Origin of the sequence: Pseudomonas sp. A-R-19, from assembly GCF_019956575.1 — a bacterium.
In the GTDB taxonomy this organism is placed as follows: Bacteria; Pseudomonadota; Gammaproteobacteria; order Pseudomonadales; family Pseudomonadaceae; genus Aquipseudomonas.
Window position 1 is genome coordinate 76,840 of sequence record NZ_JAHBDR010000035.1, and the last position, 14,383, is coordinate 91,222.

14 protein-coding genes are annotated in these 14,383 nt (G+C 54.0%); 5 read left to right on the forward strand and 9 right to left on the reverse strand.

The features are described 5' to 3' along the window. Positions 1–12 precede the first annotated feature (12 nt). From KGA88_RS05015 to KGA88_RS05035, 5 genes are all read right to left on the reverse strand, one after another. Positions 13–849 carry an inositol monophosphatase family protein gene (locus KGA88_RS05015; protein WP_223589371.1) on the reverse strand — a complete coding sequence of 279 codons (837 nt, stop codon included), beginning with the start codon at positions 847–849 and terminating at the stop codon, positions 13–15. Beyond that, on the reverse strand, positions 846–1,904 hold the full coding sequence (locus tag KGA88_RS05020) for a hypothetical protein (RefSeq protein ID WP_223589375.1): 1,059 nt from the start codon (positions 1,902–1,904) through the stop codon (positions 846–848). Before KGA88_RS05020 ends, KGA88_RS05015 begins: the two co-directional genes overlap by 4 nt. A gap of 26 nt (positions 1,905–1,930) precedes the next feature. Then, entirely contained in the window at positions 1,931–3,292 is a 1,362-nt protein-coding gene (locus KGA88_RS05025) for an MATE family efflux transporter (RefSeq protein ID WP_223589378.1), read from the reverse strand. A 55-nt stretch (positions 3,293–3,347) separates the two neighbouring features. Further along, complete coding sequence (locus KGA88_RS05030) at positions 3,348–4,406, reverse strand: hypothetical protein (RefSeq protein ID WP_223589381.1); 1,059 nt, start codon at positions 4,404–4,406, stop codon at positions 3,348–3,350. A gap of 679 nt (positions 4,407–5,085) precedes the next feature. Beyond that, on the reverse strand, positions 5,086–5,571 hold the full coding sequence (locus KGA88_RS05035) for a GNAT family N-acetyltransferase (RefSeq protein ID WP_223589384.1): 486 nt from the start codon (positions 5,569–5,571) through the stop codon (positions 5,086–5,088). A gap of 140 nt (positions 5,572–5,711) precedes the next feature. Between KGA88_RS05035 and KGA88_RS05040 the strand changes: the two genes are divergently transcribed. The 3 genes from KGA88_RS05040 to KGA88_RS05050 all read left to right on the forward strand — a co-directional run bounded on the left by KGA88_RS05040 (position 5,712) and on the right by KGA88_RS05050 (position 7,797). Continuing rightward, positions 5,712–6,137, forward strand: a complete 426-nt coding sequence (locus tag KGA88_RS05040) for a YybH family protein (protein ID WP_223589387.1) — start codon at positions 5,712–5,714, stop codon at positions 6,135–6,137. Positions 6,138–6,215: 78 nt separating this feature from the next. Continuing rightward, the gene (locus KGA88_RS05045; protein WP_015096538.1) at positions 6,216–6,560 is read left to right on the forward strand and encodes a YciI family protein; all 345 of its coding nucleotides are present in this window, start codon (positions 6,216–6,218) and stop codon (positions 6,558–6,560) included. A 1-nt stretch (position 6,561) separates the two neighbouring features. Further along, positions 6,562–7,797, forward strand: a complete 1,236-nt coding sequence (locus tag KGA88_RS05050; protein WP_223589389.1) for an RNA polymerase sigma factor — start codon at positions 6,562–6,564, stop codon at positions 7,795–7,797. Positions 7,798–7,890: 93 nt separating this feature from the next. Here the strand turns inward: KGA88_RS05050 and KGA88_RS05055 are convergent, their stop codons facing one another. Beyond that, positions 7,891–8,745 (reverse strand): LysR family transcriptional regulator, encoded by an 855-nt coding sequence (locus KGA88_RS05055; RefSeq protein WP_110662187.1) that lies wholly within the window; start codon positions 8,743–8,745, stop codon positions 7,891–7,893. Between the two features lie 92 nt (positions 8,746–8,837). On the opposite strand from KGA88_RS05055, the gene KGA88_RS05060 reads away from it, so the two are divergent. Continuing rightward, positions 8,838–9,269, forward strand: coding sequence for a multidrug/biocide efflux PACE transporter (locus tag KGA88_RS05060; RefSeq protein ID WP_223589391.1), 432 nt, complete (start codon positions 8,838–8,840; stop codon positions 9,267–9,269). A 138-nt stretch (positions 9,270–9,407) separates the two neighbouring features. On the opposite strand, the gene KGA88_RS05065 is transcribed toward KGA88_RS05060, so the two are convergent. After that, positions 9,408–10,166, reverse strand: coding sequence for an SDR family NAD(P)-dependent oxidoreductase (locus KGA88_RS05065; protein ID WP_223589393.1), 759 nt, complete (start codon positions 10,164–10,166; stop codon positions 9,408–9,410). Positions 10,167–10,287: 121 nt separating this feature from the next. Between KGA88_RS05065 and KGA88_RS05070 the strand changes: the two genes are divergently transcribed. Beyond that, on the forward strand, positions 10,288–11,184 hold the full coding sequence (locus KGA88_RS05070; RefSeq protein WP_223589395.1) for a LysR family transcriptional regulator: 897 nt from the start codon (positions 10,288–10,290) through the stop codon (positions 11,182–11,184). Positions 11,185–11,287: 103 nt separating this feature from the next. Here the strand turns inward: KGA88_RS05070 and KGA88_RS05075 are convergent, their stop codons facing one another. Together KGA88_RS05075 and KGA88_RS05085 are read right to left on the reverse strand one after the other, a co-directional pair. Beyond that, positions 11,288–12,901 (reverse strand): inorganic phosphate transporter, encoded by a 1,614-nt coding sequence (locus KGA88_RS05075; protein WP_223589397.1) that lies wholly within the window; start codon positions 12,899–12,901, stop codon positions 11,288–11,290. A 246-nt stretch (positions 12,902–13,147) separates the two neighbouring features. Further along, entirely contained in the window at positions 13,148–14,170 is a 1,023-nt protein-coding gene (locus tag KGA88_RS05085; protein ID WP_223589399.1) for a transporter, read from the reverse strand. Between the last annotated feature and the right edge of the window lie 213 nt (positions 14,171–14,383).

A 14,383-nucleotide genomic window follows, 5' to 3' on the forward strand; every position in this document is an offset into this window, starting at 1 on the left:
ATTTGAATTGCGCTATAAAATTATTCGTATCAGTTCTTCTGAGGATAAGGCAATCAATGTTGCGTTATCTGATAGGGAGGCAGTCGTTGGTGGTAGGCAGAATCTGGGGTGACCTTTATCATCGAATAGTGCTCCACCTGCCTCTCTGAGTATTAACTCTGCAGCGGCAATATCGCAACTCCGCTCATGTCCAGGCGGACCTATGTCTATGAATGCATCAAGAACGCCGGCGGCAATCAGGCATATCTCCAGAGAAGAACATGAATAAACGCGAACTTTAGCTGCCGACCATATAAGGTTTTGAATTTTATTTATGTCCCTATTATTTTTGGGGCGGTGAAATGAAATTCGCATGTCTTCTATTGAGTTGGGTTTTCGAGTCTGAAGCCGTTTTACAGTTATTGGAGACTGAAGATAGGCTCCCTCGCCGTATGCAGCGGTGTAAACTAAATCTCTCGATATGTCGTAAACCCAGCCGAAGACATAATTTCCATCATGATAAAGCGCCACGCTAGATGTATAGCCGGGAAAGCCTAGAACTGCGTTGTGTGTCCCATCTAAAGGGTCTATCAATAAGTAGAAGTCTCCGTGGCTCCCAAAATTTATAGGTAAAGTACTTTCCTCGGAATAGATTGTGATTCGGATGCTGATACTTGAAAGACATTTGAATAATATATTTTGGCAATCTATATCGAATTTAGTTTGGGCGTTGTCCCAGATCTTATTCTCAATGTTGAGGCTTGGAAGACAGGCCAACGTTGCCGCCCAATAACGGCGTAATTGTTTTCTGGCTTCATAAAGGCATCCTTCCAGTTCGGCTACATATTCGCGCTTGAATAGTGCTCTCATATTGAGTGCTCAGTTATCAATTGTGTATGCCAGTTCTCTCTATCCAATCGTGAGGCATACGATCTGACCTCAAAGAGCTTTCCTGCATAAATGGCATAGTCTGCGCTCATGAAGGCGCTGAAGGTTTTTGGAAATAGTGCTAACGTTTTGACCTCGAGTTCATAGCCTAGTTTTTTTCTGATCATATTGGCTGCTGCTCTTAGACTTCCCCCAGTATAAGCTTTGTCTATTATTAGCCATGACTCGTTAGACGATAAAATATGAGGAAAAATGTCAAGGAAATCGTTGTCTCTAGTTAGCAGGCTTGGATCGTTTTGCCGATGGACTTCTGAAAAGAAGATGTTTCGATCTCCGGTCGTTGCTAGATAACCAAGTGCGAGTGGTAGACCAGCCGATAGTAAAAATAATTTGTTTTTTGCTATCGTTTTAATTTTGTGCCAAATGGCATGATCCTCATAAATGTATCTTGTATTTAGCGGTAGGCTGCTGTCCCAATGTTCGTGAGAGATATATTCGCTGTAGAACGCACAGAATCGGTTGTGAAAGTCCATCGTTTCGTCATTTGTGGCTATCAGTAACCTGTTCTTTGCGATGCCTCGAACCGTTGGCTTAATCGATGAGAATTGTTTGTTATGAGAGGAGTTAGAGAGTGCTTCTCTAATTAGAGATTTTTTGTAGTCAAGCAATAAAGGTTTGGACGGTCCAGAAATAGCTATTTCCGGCGATAGACCATCTCCTTTTATTTTTCGGAGCTCAATTGAGTTTAATTGACTCGTTCTTAGGTTTAAGTACTTCCATGTATTCACTATTTCGTCATCGGACAAATAGTCGAAATCTGGTTCTATGTTGCTCAAGTCGTAAATCATTACTTCTGGGTGACGAAGTTCGAAAGAGGCTTTTTGAAGATGGCAGCCATTTAGCAGTGCATTGCGATAAGCGTAATAGTCATTTGTTTGCACGCCGCTCAGCGTTCGCCAAGCGTGATGCTCACTAATGATGGTTACAAGCGTCGAGTTTGAATTTTCAGAAAAAGTTAAGTGGGGGGCATGCTTCATGGTTTGACTCTCACGAAATGGAAGTGTTATGGGTTTAACTTGTTTCTCTGTTCGTGTTTTGTTCTTAATGGTTTAAGTTTATTTTGTAGGTCTGTTGCTGCGATTCGTTTTTTTGATATTGATTTCAGTCGCCAAAAAAGAAACAACATTAGGGTGAGGGAACAAAGCACTAAAGCTAAAAATATGGAATGGACTGTGTAATCGTAAAGTATTAGCAGGGAGACTGAAAAAGCTATGCCGAGAATATTTAGTGTCAGTATGGTAAGCAGCGTGGGAACCCAGATGTCTTCCATGCTCCTCAATGTCATCCGGGTTACAACATAAACAAATTCAAATACTAAGAAAGGAATCGATATGTGAATATTGTTTTCAATTAATCTCCTGGTAGGCGCGTCTGATGTATAGATTATTGATATATTTTCCTTTAGGAAATAACAGCCAAATAAAATTGGTGTTAATATTGCTAGTCCAAGAGTTATTCCTTGAGTATAGGTTTTTATGACCGATTTTATATCTAGTGTGGCGTAATAGCGTGCTGTGACTATCCCCGTTGCGTTTCCCACTCCAATAGAAATCATATATATGACGCTAATGAAGTGGAGAGATGCCTGGTATGCGGATAAACTGCTATCGCTTAAGTTTTTTGAGATTATAGAAAGTATAAAGAAGAGAAAGCTTTCACCGCCAAGACACAATGCGATAGGGATGCCTCGAATCGAGTAATTAAAATATTCTTTTTTGGGGATGTATCTGATGTGTAGAAAGTTATCAATATATTGCTGTATTTTTAGATTGAAAAATAATAACGCTAGAGCAGAAAAAACGCATCGTAAGCAAGAGTATATTAGGGTGAATTTGGATAAATTTATTTCTAACTCTGTAGCGATTAGGATGGTGCAGGCTAAAAAGAGGGAGAGGTTGAATGTCCATGTAAATATAACCTCGTATTGCGGTTTATTGATTCCGTTGAAAAAATTGAAAATTGTTATCTGCAGATATACGGCAGGCATTGAGAGTGAAAGCGTTAGTAGTGCTTTGAGTTCCTCTGTTTGACTTGGGTCTACGACTGAGTCGAGTGTGATTGTGGCTAAAAAAAGTATTGCACCTATGATAAGGGTCCCAAATAAGATGGCAAGTCTTATCGAGATAACTATTTCTGACTCTATTTTGCTTGTGTTTAAATCGCATGACCCTGCCAATTTCAGTAGTGTTGTTGAAAAGAAACCGAAACCAACGACTGTTAGGAACGAAATTGATGCCAGAGCAAACGATGCGGAGCTAAGTGAATTTACTATAAAGTGGCCAACAAAAGAGAAGTAGATTAATGAGGCTGTCAAATCACCTAGTCTGGAAATAATGAGCGGAATGGCTATTCGGAAAACTTCCATACATAGACCGCCGATAAAAATACCAAAAATAGGTTAACTTTGAAGGTTGATTAAATTAATCCCACTCTTTTAGTAGGCTTACTAAGGGAGGTGTTCCTGTTGCAGCGAAATATTTTTTTCTGAAGTGGTACTCGCACATCGAAGCTTTGTGTTTGGTTTGCTTTCGTTCGTTAAATTCATTATTAAGTGCAATGAGCGATTTTTCTGACGGTGGATAATTTTTTGACTTTTTTAGAAGAGATTCAATTGCCAGAAATACCAAGTCAATATATTTGAGTGTTTCTTCAATGTATGATCTACATTCTGTTTCTGTAGTTGCGCCCTGTCTGGCTAAAACAAAGAATCTATTTTTTATTTCATCAAAGCCTTCGACACGATACATGTTTGAATAAACCCACTTGTAATGCTTGTTTGTCGTACCAGTAAGGTAGGTGAAACTCATTGTTGTTTTTAACATCATGTCACGGACGATCTCACACCCCATCCAGAGGTTTCCTGATTGCCAGCAACCTTGAACATCCTGAAATGCGTAAAAAACAGGAAGCTTTTCGCGGTGAGCTACGTAGATATGTTTTTCCAGAGGTATTCTTGATTTTAAATCGTTAAATCTTTCTTCGTTTTTCAGTGCGTGCCCAATAATTGATCTGTGGATAACATTGTTTTCTGTGTTGGTCAAAATTGGGGCGTAGAGAAAACGCTGGTCAGAAGATATTTCTTCAAATGCAATTTCTATTTTTTCAAATATCCCTTCTATCTCTGAAAATGTTATGTAGTCAGCGTCAATGTGAATGCTGGTTTCGCCGTAGAAGTCGGTTGTATTGTGTACTTCCTCCTCTTGAGTTATGTGCCGATAATTTATGTCGGTCACAAAGGCGTGTTCAATTCCTTTAATGCTATGTGCTTTGGGACGTTGATCGCAAAGAATGATACAGTCGATGTCGGAATGTATGCTGCCAATTCCTTCAATTAAAGAACCGGAAACGATGAGTGCACTCGTGTCGTCTAAAAATGCCTTTTGGCGGAGGTAGTCTTTCGGAATCGAAATTTTCCCATCTAGTATTGTTATTTCGGTGTCAGATATTTTTGCTTGCGAGGTTTTTATCAGGACGGTCATTGGGTGTCGCTCCTTGAATAATGTCGAGTGCTTGGAATGCTATGGTTAGCAGCGTCTATAATCCTTAACTTTGAATAGTGTTTTTTGTTGGGGTTTAGTGAGTGAGTTGTTTTTGTGGTGGCAGCGGTCGTGTCTAAACCATAGTTTTGATCAGAAATGCTCGTCAATACTTAAGGGTAAAATCAGAAGTGCCTTACAGGCTTTGACAGGAGGACGACTTTTTAGAGAAGGAATTGTCTTTTTTTGGATGGGGAATTCTCCTACAGAATAATTCGCAAGGCTTTGTAGGAGTAGCGTGGAGCTGTTGTGTCAGTAAAGACTGTTCCTCACCAGCCTCGGTGTTTCGCGGTTGTAAGTCTCGGCATCGAACTTCCAATCATTAAAATGTTTGTGATACGCCGTCTCCACCGTCATCAGCATCACCGTACGCTCGATCCGGTAAGGCGAGGAAGCGTTCGTGCATTATTCGTTATTCGTTCAAATCCTGGGTTATTGCCGCTTGGCGAGCTGTTGAGACTGTCGACGCCCACCGAACTGATCACCAGCAGCGAGGCGCGGACCATCGCCTGATAGTCCTAGTTGAGAAAGCTGATCTGTTTGCACAGTGCTCGTTTGTGGGGGAGGTCGTAAATGGCTTTCCGTGCTTCGATTGATTAATCATTGTTGTTCCTTCGACGATTTAGAAAAACAATCCCATCCGCCGCTCATAGCCGATCCGGCCCTTGTACGCTTCGCCGCTGTCGACAAAGCCAAACCTGGCGTACAGGGTGATGGCAGCCTCGTTGTCCGCATCCACCGACAACTCCAGCCCCTTGATCTCCGGCCAGGCCAAACGCGCCGCCTCGGGCAGCGCTTGCAGGCACGCCTTGCCGTAACCTTTGCCCTGGGACCGTTGATCGACTTGCAGCGCATGCAGCGTTGCGCTGTGTTCATCGGCCCAGGCGGGCAGAACGGGCGGGCGCTTGAGCAGCAGGAACGCCACGGGAGTGTCCTCGACCAACAGGGCAAATCCTTTGACCCCCGGGCCTGGCTTGGACAGCAGAGAATGCAATGCACCGTGAATGTCGCCGGAGAACCTGACCTGTTCCGGATGTACTTCAATGGCCTCGACCTGCTGGCGCTGCAGCGCATTCAGGCTTTCATAAGGCACGAGTCGGGCTGTCACGGGAGTGTCCTTTTTCCATCACAAATGAGCCTCGGATTCTAGCGAGTTTGCCTGTTTGGATTATTTTTATTTCACCTGTCGATTCGCCGGATCGCCAGACGACTAAGGGTGTCTTCCAATAAAAACCACGGAGAACCACCATGAACTCGCACACCCAGATCCAGAAACTGATCGAAACCTACCGTCAGGCCATGATGGCCAAGGACGTGGATAAAATCATGACCCTGTATGCCGACGACATCGTCTCCTTCGACGCGGTCAAGGCCTTGCAATTCAAGGGCAAGGAGGCGTACCGCGCGCATTGGGAAGATTGCATGAAAATGTGTCCCGGCCCGCACATTTTCGACTTCCATGACATCCGCATCGAGGCCTCCCAGGAGATCGCCTTCGCCCACTGGCTGGCCCATTGCGGCGGCACCAACGACAAGGGCGAGACCCAGGCCTGCTGGATGCGCGGCAGCGCATGCTATCGCCAGGAAGACGGGTTGTGGCGGATCGTCCATGAGCACTGGTCGGCGCCGTTTGACATGATGAGTGGCACCGTCCTGTTCGATCTGAAGCCCTGATCGATGTTATTTGTCGGGGCGCCGCGCCAAATGATCATTCCACGGCCATAGTTGATCCGTTCGAGTCAGGAGACGTTCATGAAGTATTTATGCTTGGTCTACAGCGATGAGCACCTGCTGCATTCGCTGCCGGAAAGCCCGAAGGACGAAGAGTGCATGGCCTATGCCGAGTCGATCCAGGGCAGTGGCCGGATGGTCGCCGCCGAGGCGCTGGAGTCGGTGCAGACCGCTACCACGGTACGCATGCGCAACGGCAAGATGTCGATCACTGACGGGCCATTCGCCGAAACCAAGGAGCAGTTGGCCGGTTTTTATTTGATCGATGCCAAGGACCTCAACGAAGCCATCCAGGTCGCCGGGAACATTCCGGCGGCCCGGGTCGGCAGTGTCGAAGTGCGCCCCGTTCGGCAGTTGAATCCTTAAGATGCCGGGGCTGCCGGTTCAGGCGCAGGTCGAGCGGGTCTATCGCGAAGACTCGCGGCGGATTCTCGCGACCCTGATTCGCTTGCTGGGGGATTTCGACCTCGCCGAAGAGGCCTTGCACGAGGCGTTTTTCGTCGCGGTCGAACGCTGGCAGCGTGACGGCGTGCCCGGCAATCCTCGGGCCTGGCTGGTGTCCACCGGGCGTTTCAAGGCCATCGATGCCTTGCGTCGGCGCGCACGTTTTGCTGCGTCGCAGCCCTTGCTGATCGCGCAACTGGAGGAACTGGAACAGGCAGACTGGAGTGATGAAGACGTGGAAGACGATCGCCTGCGGCTGATCTTCACTTGCTGCCACCCGGCCCTGGCGGCGGACGCGCAAGTGCCGCTGACGCTGCGCGAAGTCTGCGACCTGACCACGGAAGAAATCGCCCGGGCCTTCCTCTCGGCCCCGGCCACCATCGCCCAGCGTATCGTGCGCGCCAAGGCGAAGATCCGCGACGCGAAAATCCCCTATCAAGTACCGACGCTGGCAGAGTTGCCCGAGCGTCTGGACAGCGTATTGCGGGTGATTTACCTGGTGTTCAACGAGGGGTATTCGGCGTCCATCGGCGCCGAACTGATCCGCGAGGATTTGACCCGCGAAGCGATCCGTCTCGGCCGGTTGCTGGTGGAACTGCTGCCGGAGCCAGAGGTGAAGGGTTTGCTGGCGTTGATGCTGCTGCACGAGTCACGACGCCCGGCCAGGACCTCGGCGAGTGGCGAGCTGATTGTGCTGGACGAACAGGACCGCTCGCTGTGGGACGCCGGGTTGATCACTGAAGGCTGCGCGCTGATCGAACAGGCGCTGACCATGGGGCGCTTCGGACCCTATTGCCTGCAAGCGGCCATCGCGGCGGTGCACGCCGAAGCCCCGACGACGGGGGAAACCGATTGGCCGCAGATTGTCGGTCTGTATGACGTGCTGCTGCGGGCGGTGCCGTCGCCAGTGATCGAGTTGAACCGCGCGGCGGCGATTTCGCAACGCGATGGTCCACTGGCGGGCCTGACATTGGTCGATGCCATTCTGCAGCGGGGAGAACTGCTCGACTACCACCTGGCGTATTCGGCGCGGGCGGAGTTTTGTCGACAACTGGGCCGCAAGCAAGAGGCGCGGACGGCGTGGGAGCGGGCACTGGAGCTGACCCGGCAAGAGCCGGAGCGGCGCTTTATCGAGGAGCGACTCAAGGCACTGGATTGATGTGATTTCACTGGCCTCTTCGCGAGCAAGCCCGCTCCCACAGGGATCACATTGAACCTGTGGGAGCGGGCTTGCTCGCGAATGGCCGCGCCGCTATTCCAGCATCTTGCCCAGCAACCAACTCCCCGCCGGCCCCGGCGGATTGAGCCGCGACCACAACGCATCCACCGACACCGTTTTCGGCCAGCCACGCACCACCAGCTCCTGCAACGTGCCAGGCCCAAACCGTTCGACCAGCCAGCGCGGCAACGGCGCCCAGCCGAATCCGCCCTGGGCCATTTCCAGCAGCATCAGATAACTCGGCGCCGACCAGACGCGGCCTTTCGCGCGACTTTCATAGGGATTGATGATGGTGGCCAGGCGCAGTTCGCGGTGCTGTTGCAGCACGTCCTGATCGACGTAGTCCAGCGTCGCCAACGGATGTGCCGGGGACACGAACAAGGCAATTTCGGTGCGCTCGTCCACTGTCGAACTGACCAGGTCCGGTGGGTAACTGTCCTGCATTTCGGCGAAGGCAATCTGCGCCCGGCCGCTTTGCACCAGGGACACCAGGTCATCGCATTCGGCGATCAGGCATTCGAGTTCCAGGTCGGGATAACGTTGCTCGAAGGCACCGAGGGCGGCTTCGAAGCGGTCCGACTGATAGGTATCGGACAGCGCCACCGTCAGCTTCGCTTCCACCCCTTGGGACAGTTGGCTGGCGGTCATCTCCAGGCGACTGGTGGCGGCCAGGATTTCTTCGGCCCGTTGCAGCATGACGCGCCCGGCCGGGGTCAGCCCGGGCTTGCGGCTGCTGCGGTCGAATAGGGTCAGGTTGAGATCGATTTCCAGGCTGGCCACCGCCGCGCTGATGGTCGACTGGCTGCGGCCCAGCTTGCGCGCCGCGGCGGAAAACGAGCCTTGGGTTGCCGCTTCGACAAACGCCAGCAACACTTCGTGAGAAGCCATGAACTATCGCCTTGATCGATGGTTATTGGTTATGAAGTATCGGTGTGATGAAGGATCATGGCAACCACACAGTCACTCAAGGGAGTTCGGCCATGAGCGCCAACAAATCCATTACTGAACGTATTTTCCAAGCCATCGGTTTCGAACTGCTGGCCATCCTGATCTGTACCCCGTTGCTGGCCTGGATCATGAAGAAACCGATGCTGGAAATGGGCATGGTCACCGTCCTCATCGCCGGCCTGGCCCTGGCCTGGAACGTGGTCTTCAACGGTCTGTTCGACCGGGCGCTCAAGCGCCTCGCCATCGCACACAACGCCTGGGTCCGGGTGGTGCATGCGCTGTTGTTCGAAGGCGGACTGGTCGCTCTTGGCGTGCCACTGATCGCCTGGTGGCTGAATGTCAGCCTGTGGCAGGCGTTCCTTCTGGATATCGGTGTGTTGCTGTTCTTCCTGCCGTACACCTACATCTACCACTGGGTGTATGACGTGGTTCGCGAGCGGATGGTCGTGCGCCAGGTTTGCTGAGTCGTGTTTTTGTGGCGAGGGGGCTTGCCCCCGTTCGGCTGCGAAGCAGCCGCAAAGCTGGGGAGCGCTTCGCACTCCAACGGGGGCAAGCCCCCTCGCCACAAGTATTGTGTCCTGCCAGTTGTTCAGCATTAAGCCTTACAGAAACATCCCCCCCGAAGCCTCGATGCGCTGGCCAGTGATCCACTGGCTGCCCGGCGCCAGCAGCAGTGCAATCGCGGCGCCGATGTCATCCGGCAATCCGGCGCGACCCAAGGCGGTGTTGTTCGCCACCAGCGTGTTCAGGTCGGGGTTGTCGCGCACGGCGCCGCCGCCGAAATCGGTTTCGATCGCGCCCGGTGCCAGGATGTTCACTGTGATGTTGCGCGCGCCGAGTTCCTTGGCCTGGTAGCGGGTCAGCACTTCCATCGCACCTTTCATCGCCGCGTAGGCGCTGTGACCCGGCAGGCTGAAGCGGGCCAGGCCGCTGGAAATGTTGACGATGCGCCCGCCGTCATTAAGCAATGGCAGCAGCGCCTGCGTGAGGAAGAACGGTCCCTTCAATTGGATGTTCACCAACAGGTCAAACTGTTCGACGGTGGTGTCGACGAAGTTGGCGTGCAGGCCGATCCCGGCGTTGTTGACCAGAAAATCGAAGCGCTCGCGCTGGAAGTGGCTCTGCAAGATCTTTGTCACTTCGCTGGCGAAGGCGCTGAAGCTGTCACTCCGGGCAACGTCCAGTTGCAGCATGACGGCGCGACCGCCCAGGCTTTCGATCTCGGCCACCAGTGCCTGCGCCTCATCGGCGCGGCTGTTGTAGGTGCCGATGATGTCGATGCCTTGGGCGACCAGATGCAGGGCTGCGTTTTTGCCGAGGCCGCGGCTGGCGCCGGTGATCAGTGCGATTTTACGGTTCATGGGACTTCCTCAGGTGCAGTGGGCGGTTGATGTGAGGAAGTTTATTTATCCGCTTGGTGGTGATAAACAGAGTGAAATCGGAATCACTGGTCGGATAAACCGAACAATAAAGAGCAAGCTGATGAACAAACTGGAACTGTTGCGCACCTTTGTCCGAGTCAGCGAGATGTCCAGTTTCACCCTGGCCGGAGAGAGCCTGGGCCTGCCTCGTTCAACGGTCTCCGAGCATGTGCAGGCTCTGGAGGCATTGCTCGGCACCCGGCTATTGCAACGCACCACGCGCAAAGTACAGGCGACCCAGGATGGCCTGGTGTTGTACGAGCGCAGCAAGGACCTGCTGTCGCACATGGACGAAATCGAGGGATTGTTTCGCCAGGACGAGGCGTCGCTGGTCGGGCGGATTCGCATCGACCTGCCGAACATTCTTGCTCGTCGCGTGGTGATGCCACGTTTGCCGCAGTTCATGACGCAACACCCCTTGCTTGAACTGGAAATCAGCAGCACCGACCGCCGGGTCGATCTACTCGCCGAAGGCTTTGATTGCGTGCTGCGCATCGGCGCCCAACCCGATCAATCGGTGGTGGCGCGACACCTGTGTGACTTCACCATGGTCAACTGTGCCAGCCCGGCGTATTTGCAGCGATACGGCGTGCCGGAGCGGCTGGACGATCTGGCACAGCATCGACTGGTGCACTACGTCGGCGTGCTGGGCGGGCGTTCGGAAGGGTTTGTGTATGTCGACAAGGGGCAGGTGCAGCGACTGCCGATGGCCGGCAGTGTCACGGTCAACAGCACCGATGCCTACGAGGCCGCCTGCCTGGGTGGTTTCGGCCTGATCCAGGCGCCGAGGATGGGTATGCAGCAATACCTGCAAAGCGGTGAATTGGTCGAGGTGTTGCCGGCGTTCAACGCGCCGTCCATGGAGGCGTCGCTGCTCTATGCCCGGCAACGGCATTTGCCGTTGCGGGTGAGGGTGTTCATGGATTGGTTGGGGGAGGTGATTCGTTCAGAAGTCTGAGGCCAGGCTTTATGTGGGAGCGGGCTTGCTCGCGAAGACGGAGTGTCAGTCAACATCAATGCTGAATGATAAAGCGCTTTCGCGAGCAAGCCCGCTCCCACATTTAGAACAACTGCGTGAACAACCAGTACAAACTGCCCGACAGCAGGATCGCCGCCGGCAAGGTCAATACCCAGGCCATCAACAGGTTGCGGATGGTCTTCATCTGCAGGCCGCCACCGTTGGCGACCATGGTCCCGGCCACGCCCGAAGACAGCACGTGGGTGGTCGACACTGGCAGGCCGAACATGTCGGCGGCGCCGATGGTCAGCATCGCCACGGTTTCTGCCGAGGCGCCCTGGGCGTAGGTGAGGTGGGTCTTGCCGATTTTCTCGCCGACGGTCACCACGATGCGCTTCCAGCCGACCATGGTGCCAAGGCCCAGGGCGATGGCCACGGCGATCTTCACCCACAGTGGAATGAAGCGCGTGGAGTTGTCGATCTGTTGCTTGAACAGTTGCAGCTTGCCGCTGGTGTCGGCATCGAAGTTGCCGACCTTGTTCTTGTCCATCAGGCGAATGGTTTCGCTGGTCAGGTACATGTCGTTACGCACGTTGCCCACGGCCTCGGCCGGGACTTTCGACAGCGAACCGTAACCCTTGACCTCGGCGCCGATGCTGCCGGTCAGTGCGGCCAGCGCCGGCACCAGTTGCGGAGTCGCTTCCTTGCTGCGCACGTATTCGGACAGCACCGGGCGCGGGTCGGCTGGCGCTGGCAGCGGCGCGGCCTTGACCAACGCTTGCTGGGTGACTTCGGCCACCGCCGCGAACTGCAAGGCCTGATCGGCCGGCATGGTGCGGTTCAATGCGTACGCCATTGGCAGGGTACCCACCAGAATCAGCATGATCAGGCCCATGCCTTTCTGGCCGTCGTTCGAACCGTGGGCAAACGACACACCGGTGCAAGTCAGGATCAGCAGGCCGCGAATCCACCATGGCGGCGGGGTCTCGCCCTTGGGCTCCTTGTACAGCGCACGATTCTTGACGAACGCGCGCAGGGCCAGCAACAGCAGCGCGGCACAGCCAAAGCCGACCAGGGGCGAGAGCAGCAGTGCGTAGCCGATCTTGGTGGCTTGCGCCCAGTCCACGCCGCTGGTGCCGTCGCGGCCGTGCATCAGGGCGTTGGCCACGCCGACGCCGATGATCGAGCCGATCAGGGTGTGCGATGACGAGGCCGGCAGGCCCAGCCACCAGGTGCCGAGGTTCCACAGGATCGCGGCGATCAGCAGGGCGAAGATCATCGCAAAACCGGCGGACGAGCCGACTTGCAGGATCAGCTCCACCGGCAGCAGGGCGATGATGCCGAACGCCACCGCGCCGCTGGACAGCAGCACCCCGAGGAAGTTGAAAAAGCCCGACCAGACCACCGCAACATTCGGCGGCAGCGAGTGGGTGTAAATCACCGTGGCCACCGCGTTGGCGGTGTCATGGAAGCCGTTGACGAACTCGAAGCCCAGGGCAATCAAAAGCGCCACGCCCAGCAACAGGAATGGCGTCCAGGTGGTGACCACCGTGCCGAGTTCGTTCATGTCGTGCATCAGGCTGTAGGCGGTAAACAACAAGCCGATGGCCAGCACTGCAACAAACACCACGATGGTGATCAGGCCGGGTTTCTTGTCGAATTGCGGTTTGGCGCTACTGGCCGGTGCCGGGGCGGCGGTGAAGGAGGGCGTAGCCATCACGGACATTCCTGAGGAGGGAGGTGTATCAGTGATAATCGTTGCCAATTGTTACAGGGAGAGTGCTCTGGGTCAGTGTTTGGGTTTTTTGCAGGGCCGCTGATCTGAAGTCATCGGTCTGTGGAGGTGAACCTTGAACCTTGTGGGAGCGGGCTTGCTCGCGAAGACGGTGTGTCATTCAACATTGATATTGACTGGCCTGACGCCTTCGCGAGCAAGCCCGCTCCCACAGGGTTTCATGTGAGTTCAGTAATCCCGCTGCTTGCGAAACGCCCAACGCCCGGCAATCACGGTAAAGGTCGCGACCAGCGCGACCAGGATCCAGAAACCCTCCGGATCACCGGCCAGCGGAATGCCGCCGACGTTCATGCCGAAGAAGCCGGCAATGATGTTGATCGGCAGCGCCAGCACCGTCACCACCGTCAGGGTGAACAGCGTGCGGTTGGTCTGTTCGTTGATGTTGGCGGCGATCTCTTCCTGCAACAGCTTGATACGCTCACCCAGTGCCGTGAGGTCGTTGATGATCAGCGCAAACTCTTCGGTGGATTTGCGCAGCTCCTTGACGTCTTCCTTTTGCAGCCATTGTGGCGGCCGGTTGAGCAGGCGCAGCAATGAGCCGGGCTCCAGTGCCAGCAACCGTTGCAAACGCACCAGCACCCGGCGATTGGCGCCCAGTTCGGCGCGGTTGGTCGACAGCCGCGAGGACAGCAGTTGGTCTTCGATCAGGTCCACGCTCTGGCTGGTCTTGCGCACGATCTGGGTCAGCACTTCACCCTGGTCGCGCAGCAAATGCACCAGCAGCTCCAGCGGGGAGCGAAAGCATTCCCGGGCCTTCACCGAGGAGCGCAATTTGTCCACCGAGTGCAGGGGTTGCAGACGGGCACTGATGATCAGCCGACTGCGGGCGCACACCCACAGCGTCGAAACATCCGACGAGACCATGTTGCTGAGGTTGAACACCACGTCGTTGACCACCGCCAGCAGCGCCGAATCGACATGCTCGATGCGCGTCGAACGCGAGCCTTCGTGCAGTGCCTCGAAAAACTCCTCGGGCAATTCCAGATGACTTTTCATCCAGCGTTCGCACGCGGCATGTGCGAGGTTCAGATGTAGCCAGAGAAATTGCTCGTCGCTCTCTGGTTGTCGCAGATAGTGCAAGGCCTCGGCCGAGTTGATTTCCCGACCGGGTTCACCGGGGCGAAAGCTGAAACCGTAGAGCAGGCCGAACAGATCCGTGTCGCGATGGCTTTGATCGATGCTGTGGTTCATGAGGACTCGCAAGGGGAGGCGCCTGTCGCGTGTTTTACAGGTTCACTTGAGCGGCATGATCGCAAGGCGAGATGACGTTTTTGTGACGGGAAAAAAACTAAAACGATTGCTCTACCGGCGGTCGGGATTTTCTCAAGAACCGCTCTGGCACGCCGATCACGCTTGGGTTAAGTTGCGCGCCGCCGGCGATCAGCCGGGACCGCAGACAGGGAT

Bases quoted from the DNA above. Each gene is read 5' to 3' on its own strand.
- KGA88_RS05015 (WP_223589371.1), bottom strand. From the start codon at position 849: ATGAGAGCACTATTCAAGCGCGAATATGTAGCCGAACTGGAAGGATGC.
- KGA88_RS05020 (WP_223589375.1), bottom strand. From the start codon at position 1,904: ATGAAGCATGCCCCCCACTTAACTTTTTCTGAAAATTCAAACTCGACG.
- KGA88_RS05025 (WP_223589378.1), bottom strand. From the start codon at position 3,292: ATGGAAGTTTTCCGAATAGCCATTCCGCTCATTATTTCCAGACTAGGT.
- KGA88_RS05030 (WP_223589381.1), bottom strand. From the start codon at position 4,406: ATGACCGTCCTGATAAAAACCTCGCAAGCAAAAATATCTGACACCGAA.
- KGA88_RS05040 (WP_223589387.1), top strand. From the start codon at position 5,712: ATGAACTCGCACACCCAGATCCAGAAACTGATCGAAACCTACCGTCAG.
- KGA88_RS05045 (WP_015096538.1), top strand. From the start codon at position 6,216: ATGAAGTATTTATGCTTGGTCTACAGCGATGAGCACCTGCTGCATTCG.
- KGA88_RS05050 (WP_223589389.1), top strand. From the start codon at position 6,562: ATGCCGGGGCTGCCGGTTCAGGCGCAGGTCGAGCGGGTCTATCGCGAA.
- KGA88_RS05055 (WP_110662187.1), bottom strand. From the start codon at position 8,745: ATGGCTTCTCACGAAGTGTTGCTGGCGTTTGTCGAAGCGGCAACCCAA.
- KGA88_RS05060 (WP_223589391.1), top strand. From the start codon at position 8,838: ATGAGCGCCAACAAATCCATTACTGAACGTATTTTCCAAGCCATCGGT.
- KGA88_RS05065 (WP_223589393.1), bottom strand. From the start codon at position 10,166: ATGAACCGTAAAATCGCACTGATCACCGGCGCCAGCCGCGGCCTCGGC.
- KGA88_RS05070 (WP_223589395.1), top strand. From the start codon at position 10,288: ATGAACAAACTGGAACTGTTGCGCACCTTTGTCCGAGTCAGCGAGATG.
- KGA88_RS05075 (WP_223589397.1), bottom strand. From the start codon at position 12,901: ATGGCTACGCCCTCCTTCACCGCCGCCCCGGCACCGGCCAGTAGCGCC.
- KGA88_RS05085 (WP_223589399.1), bottom strand. From the start codon at position 14,170: ATGAACCACAGCATCGATCAAAGCCATCGCGACACGGATCTGTTCGGC.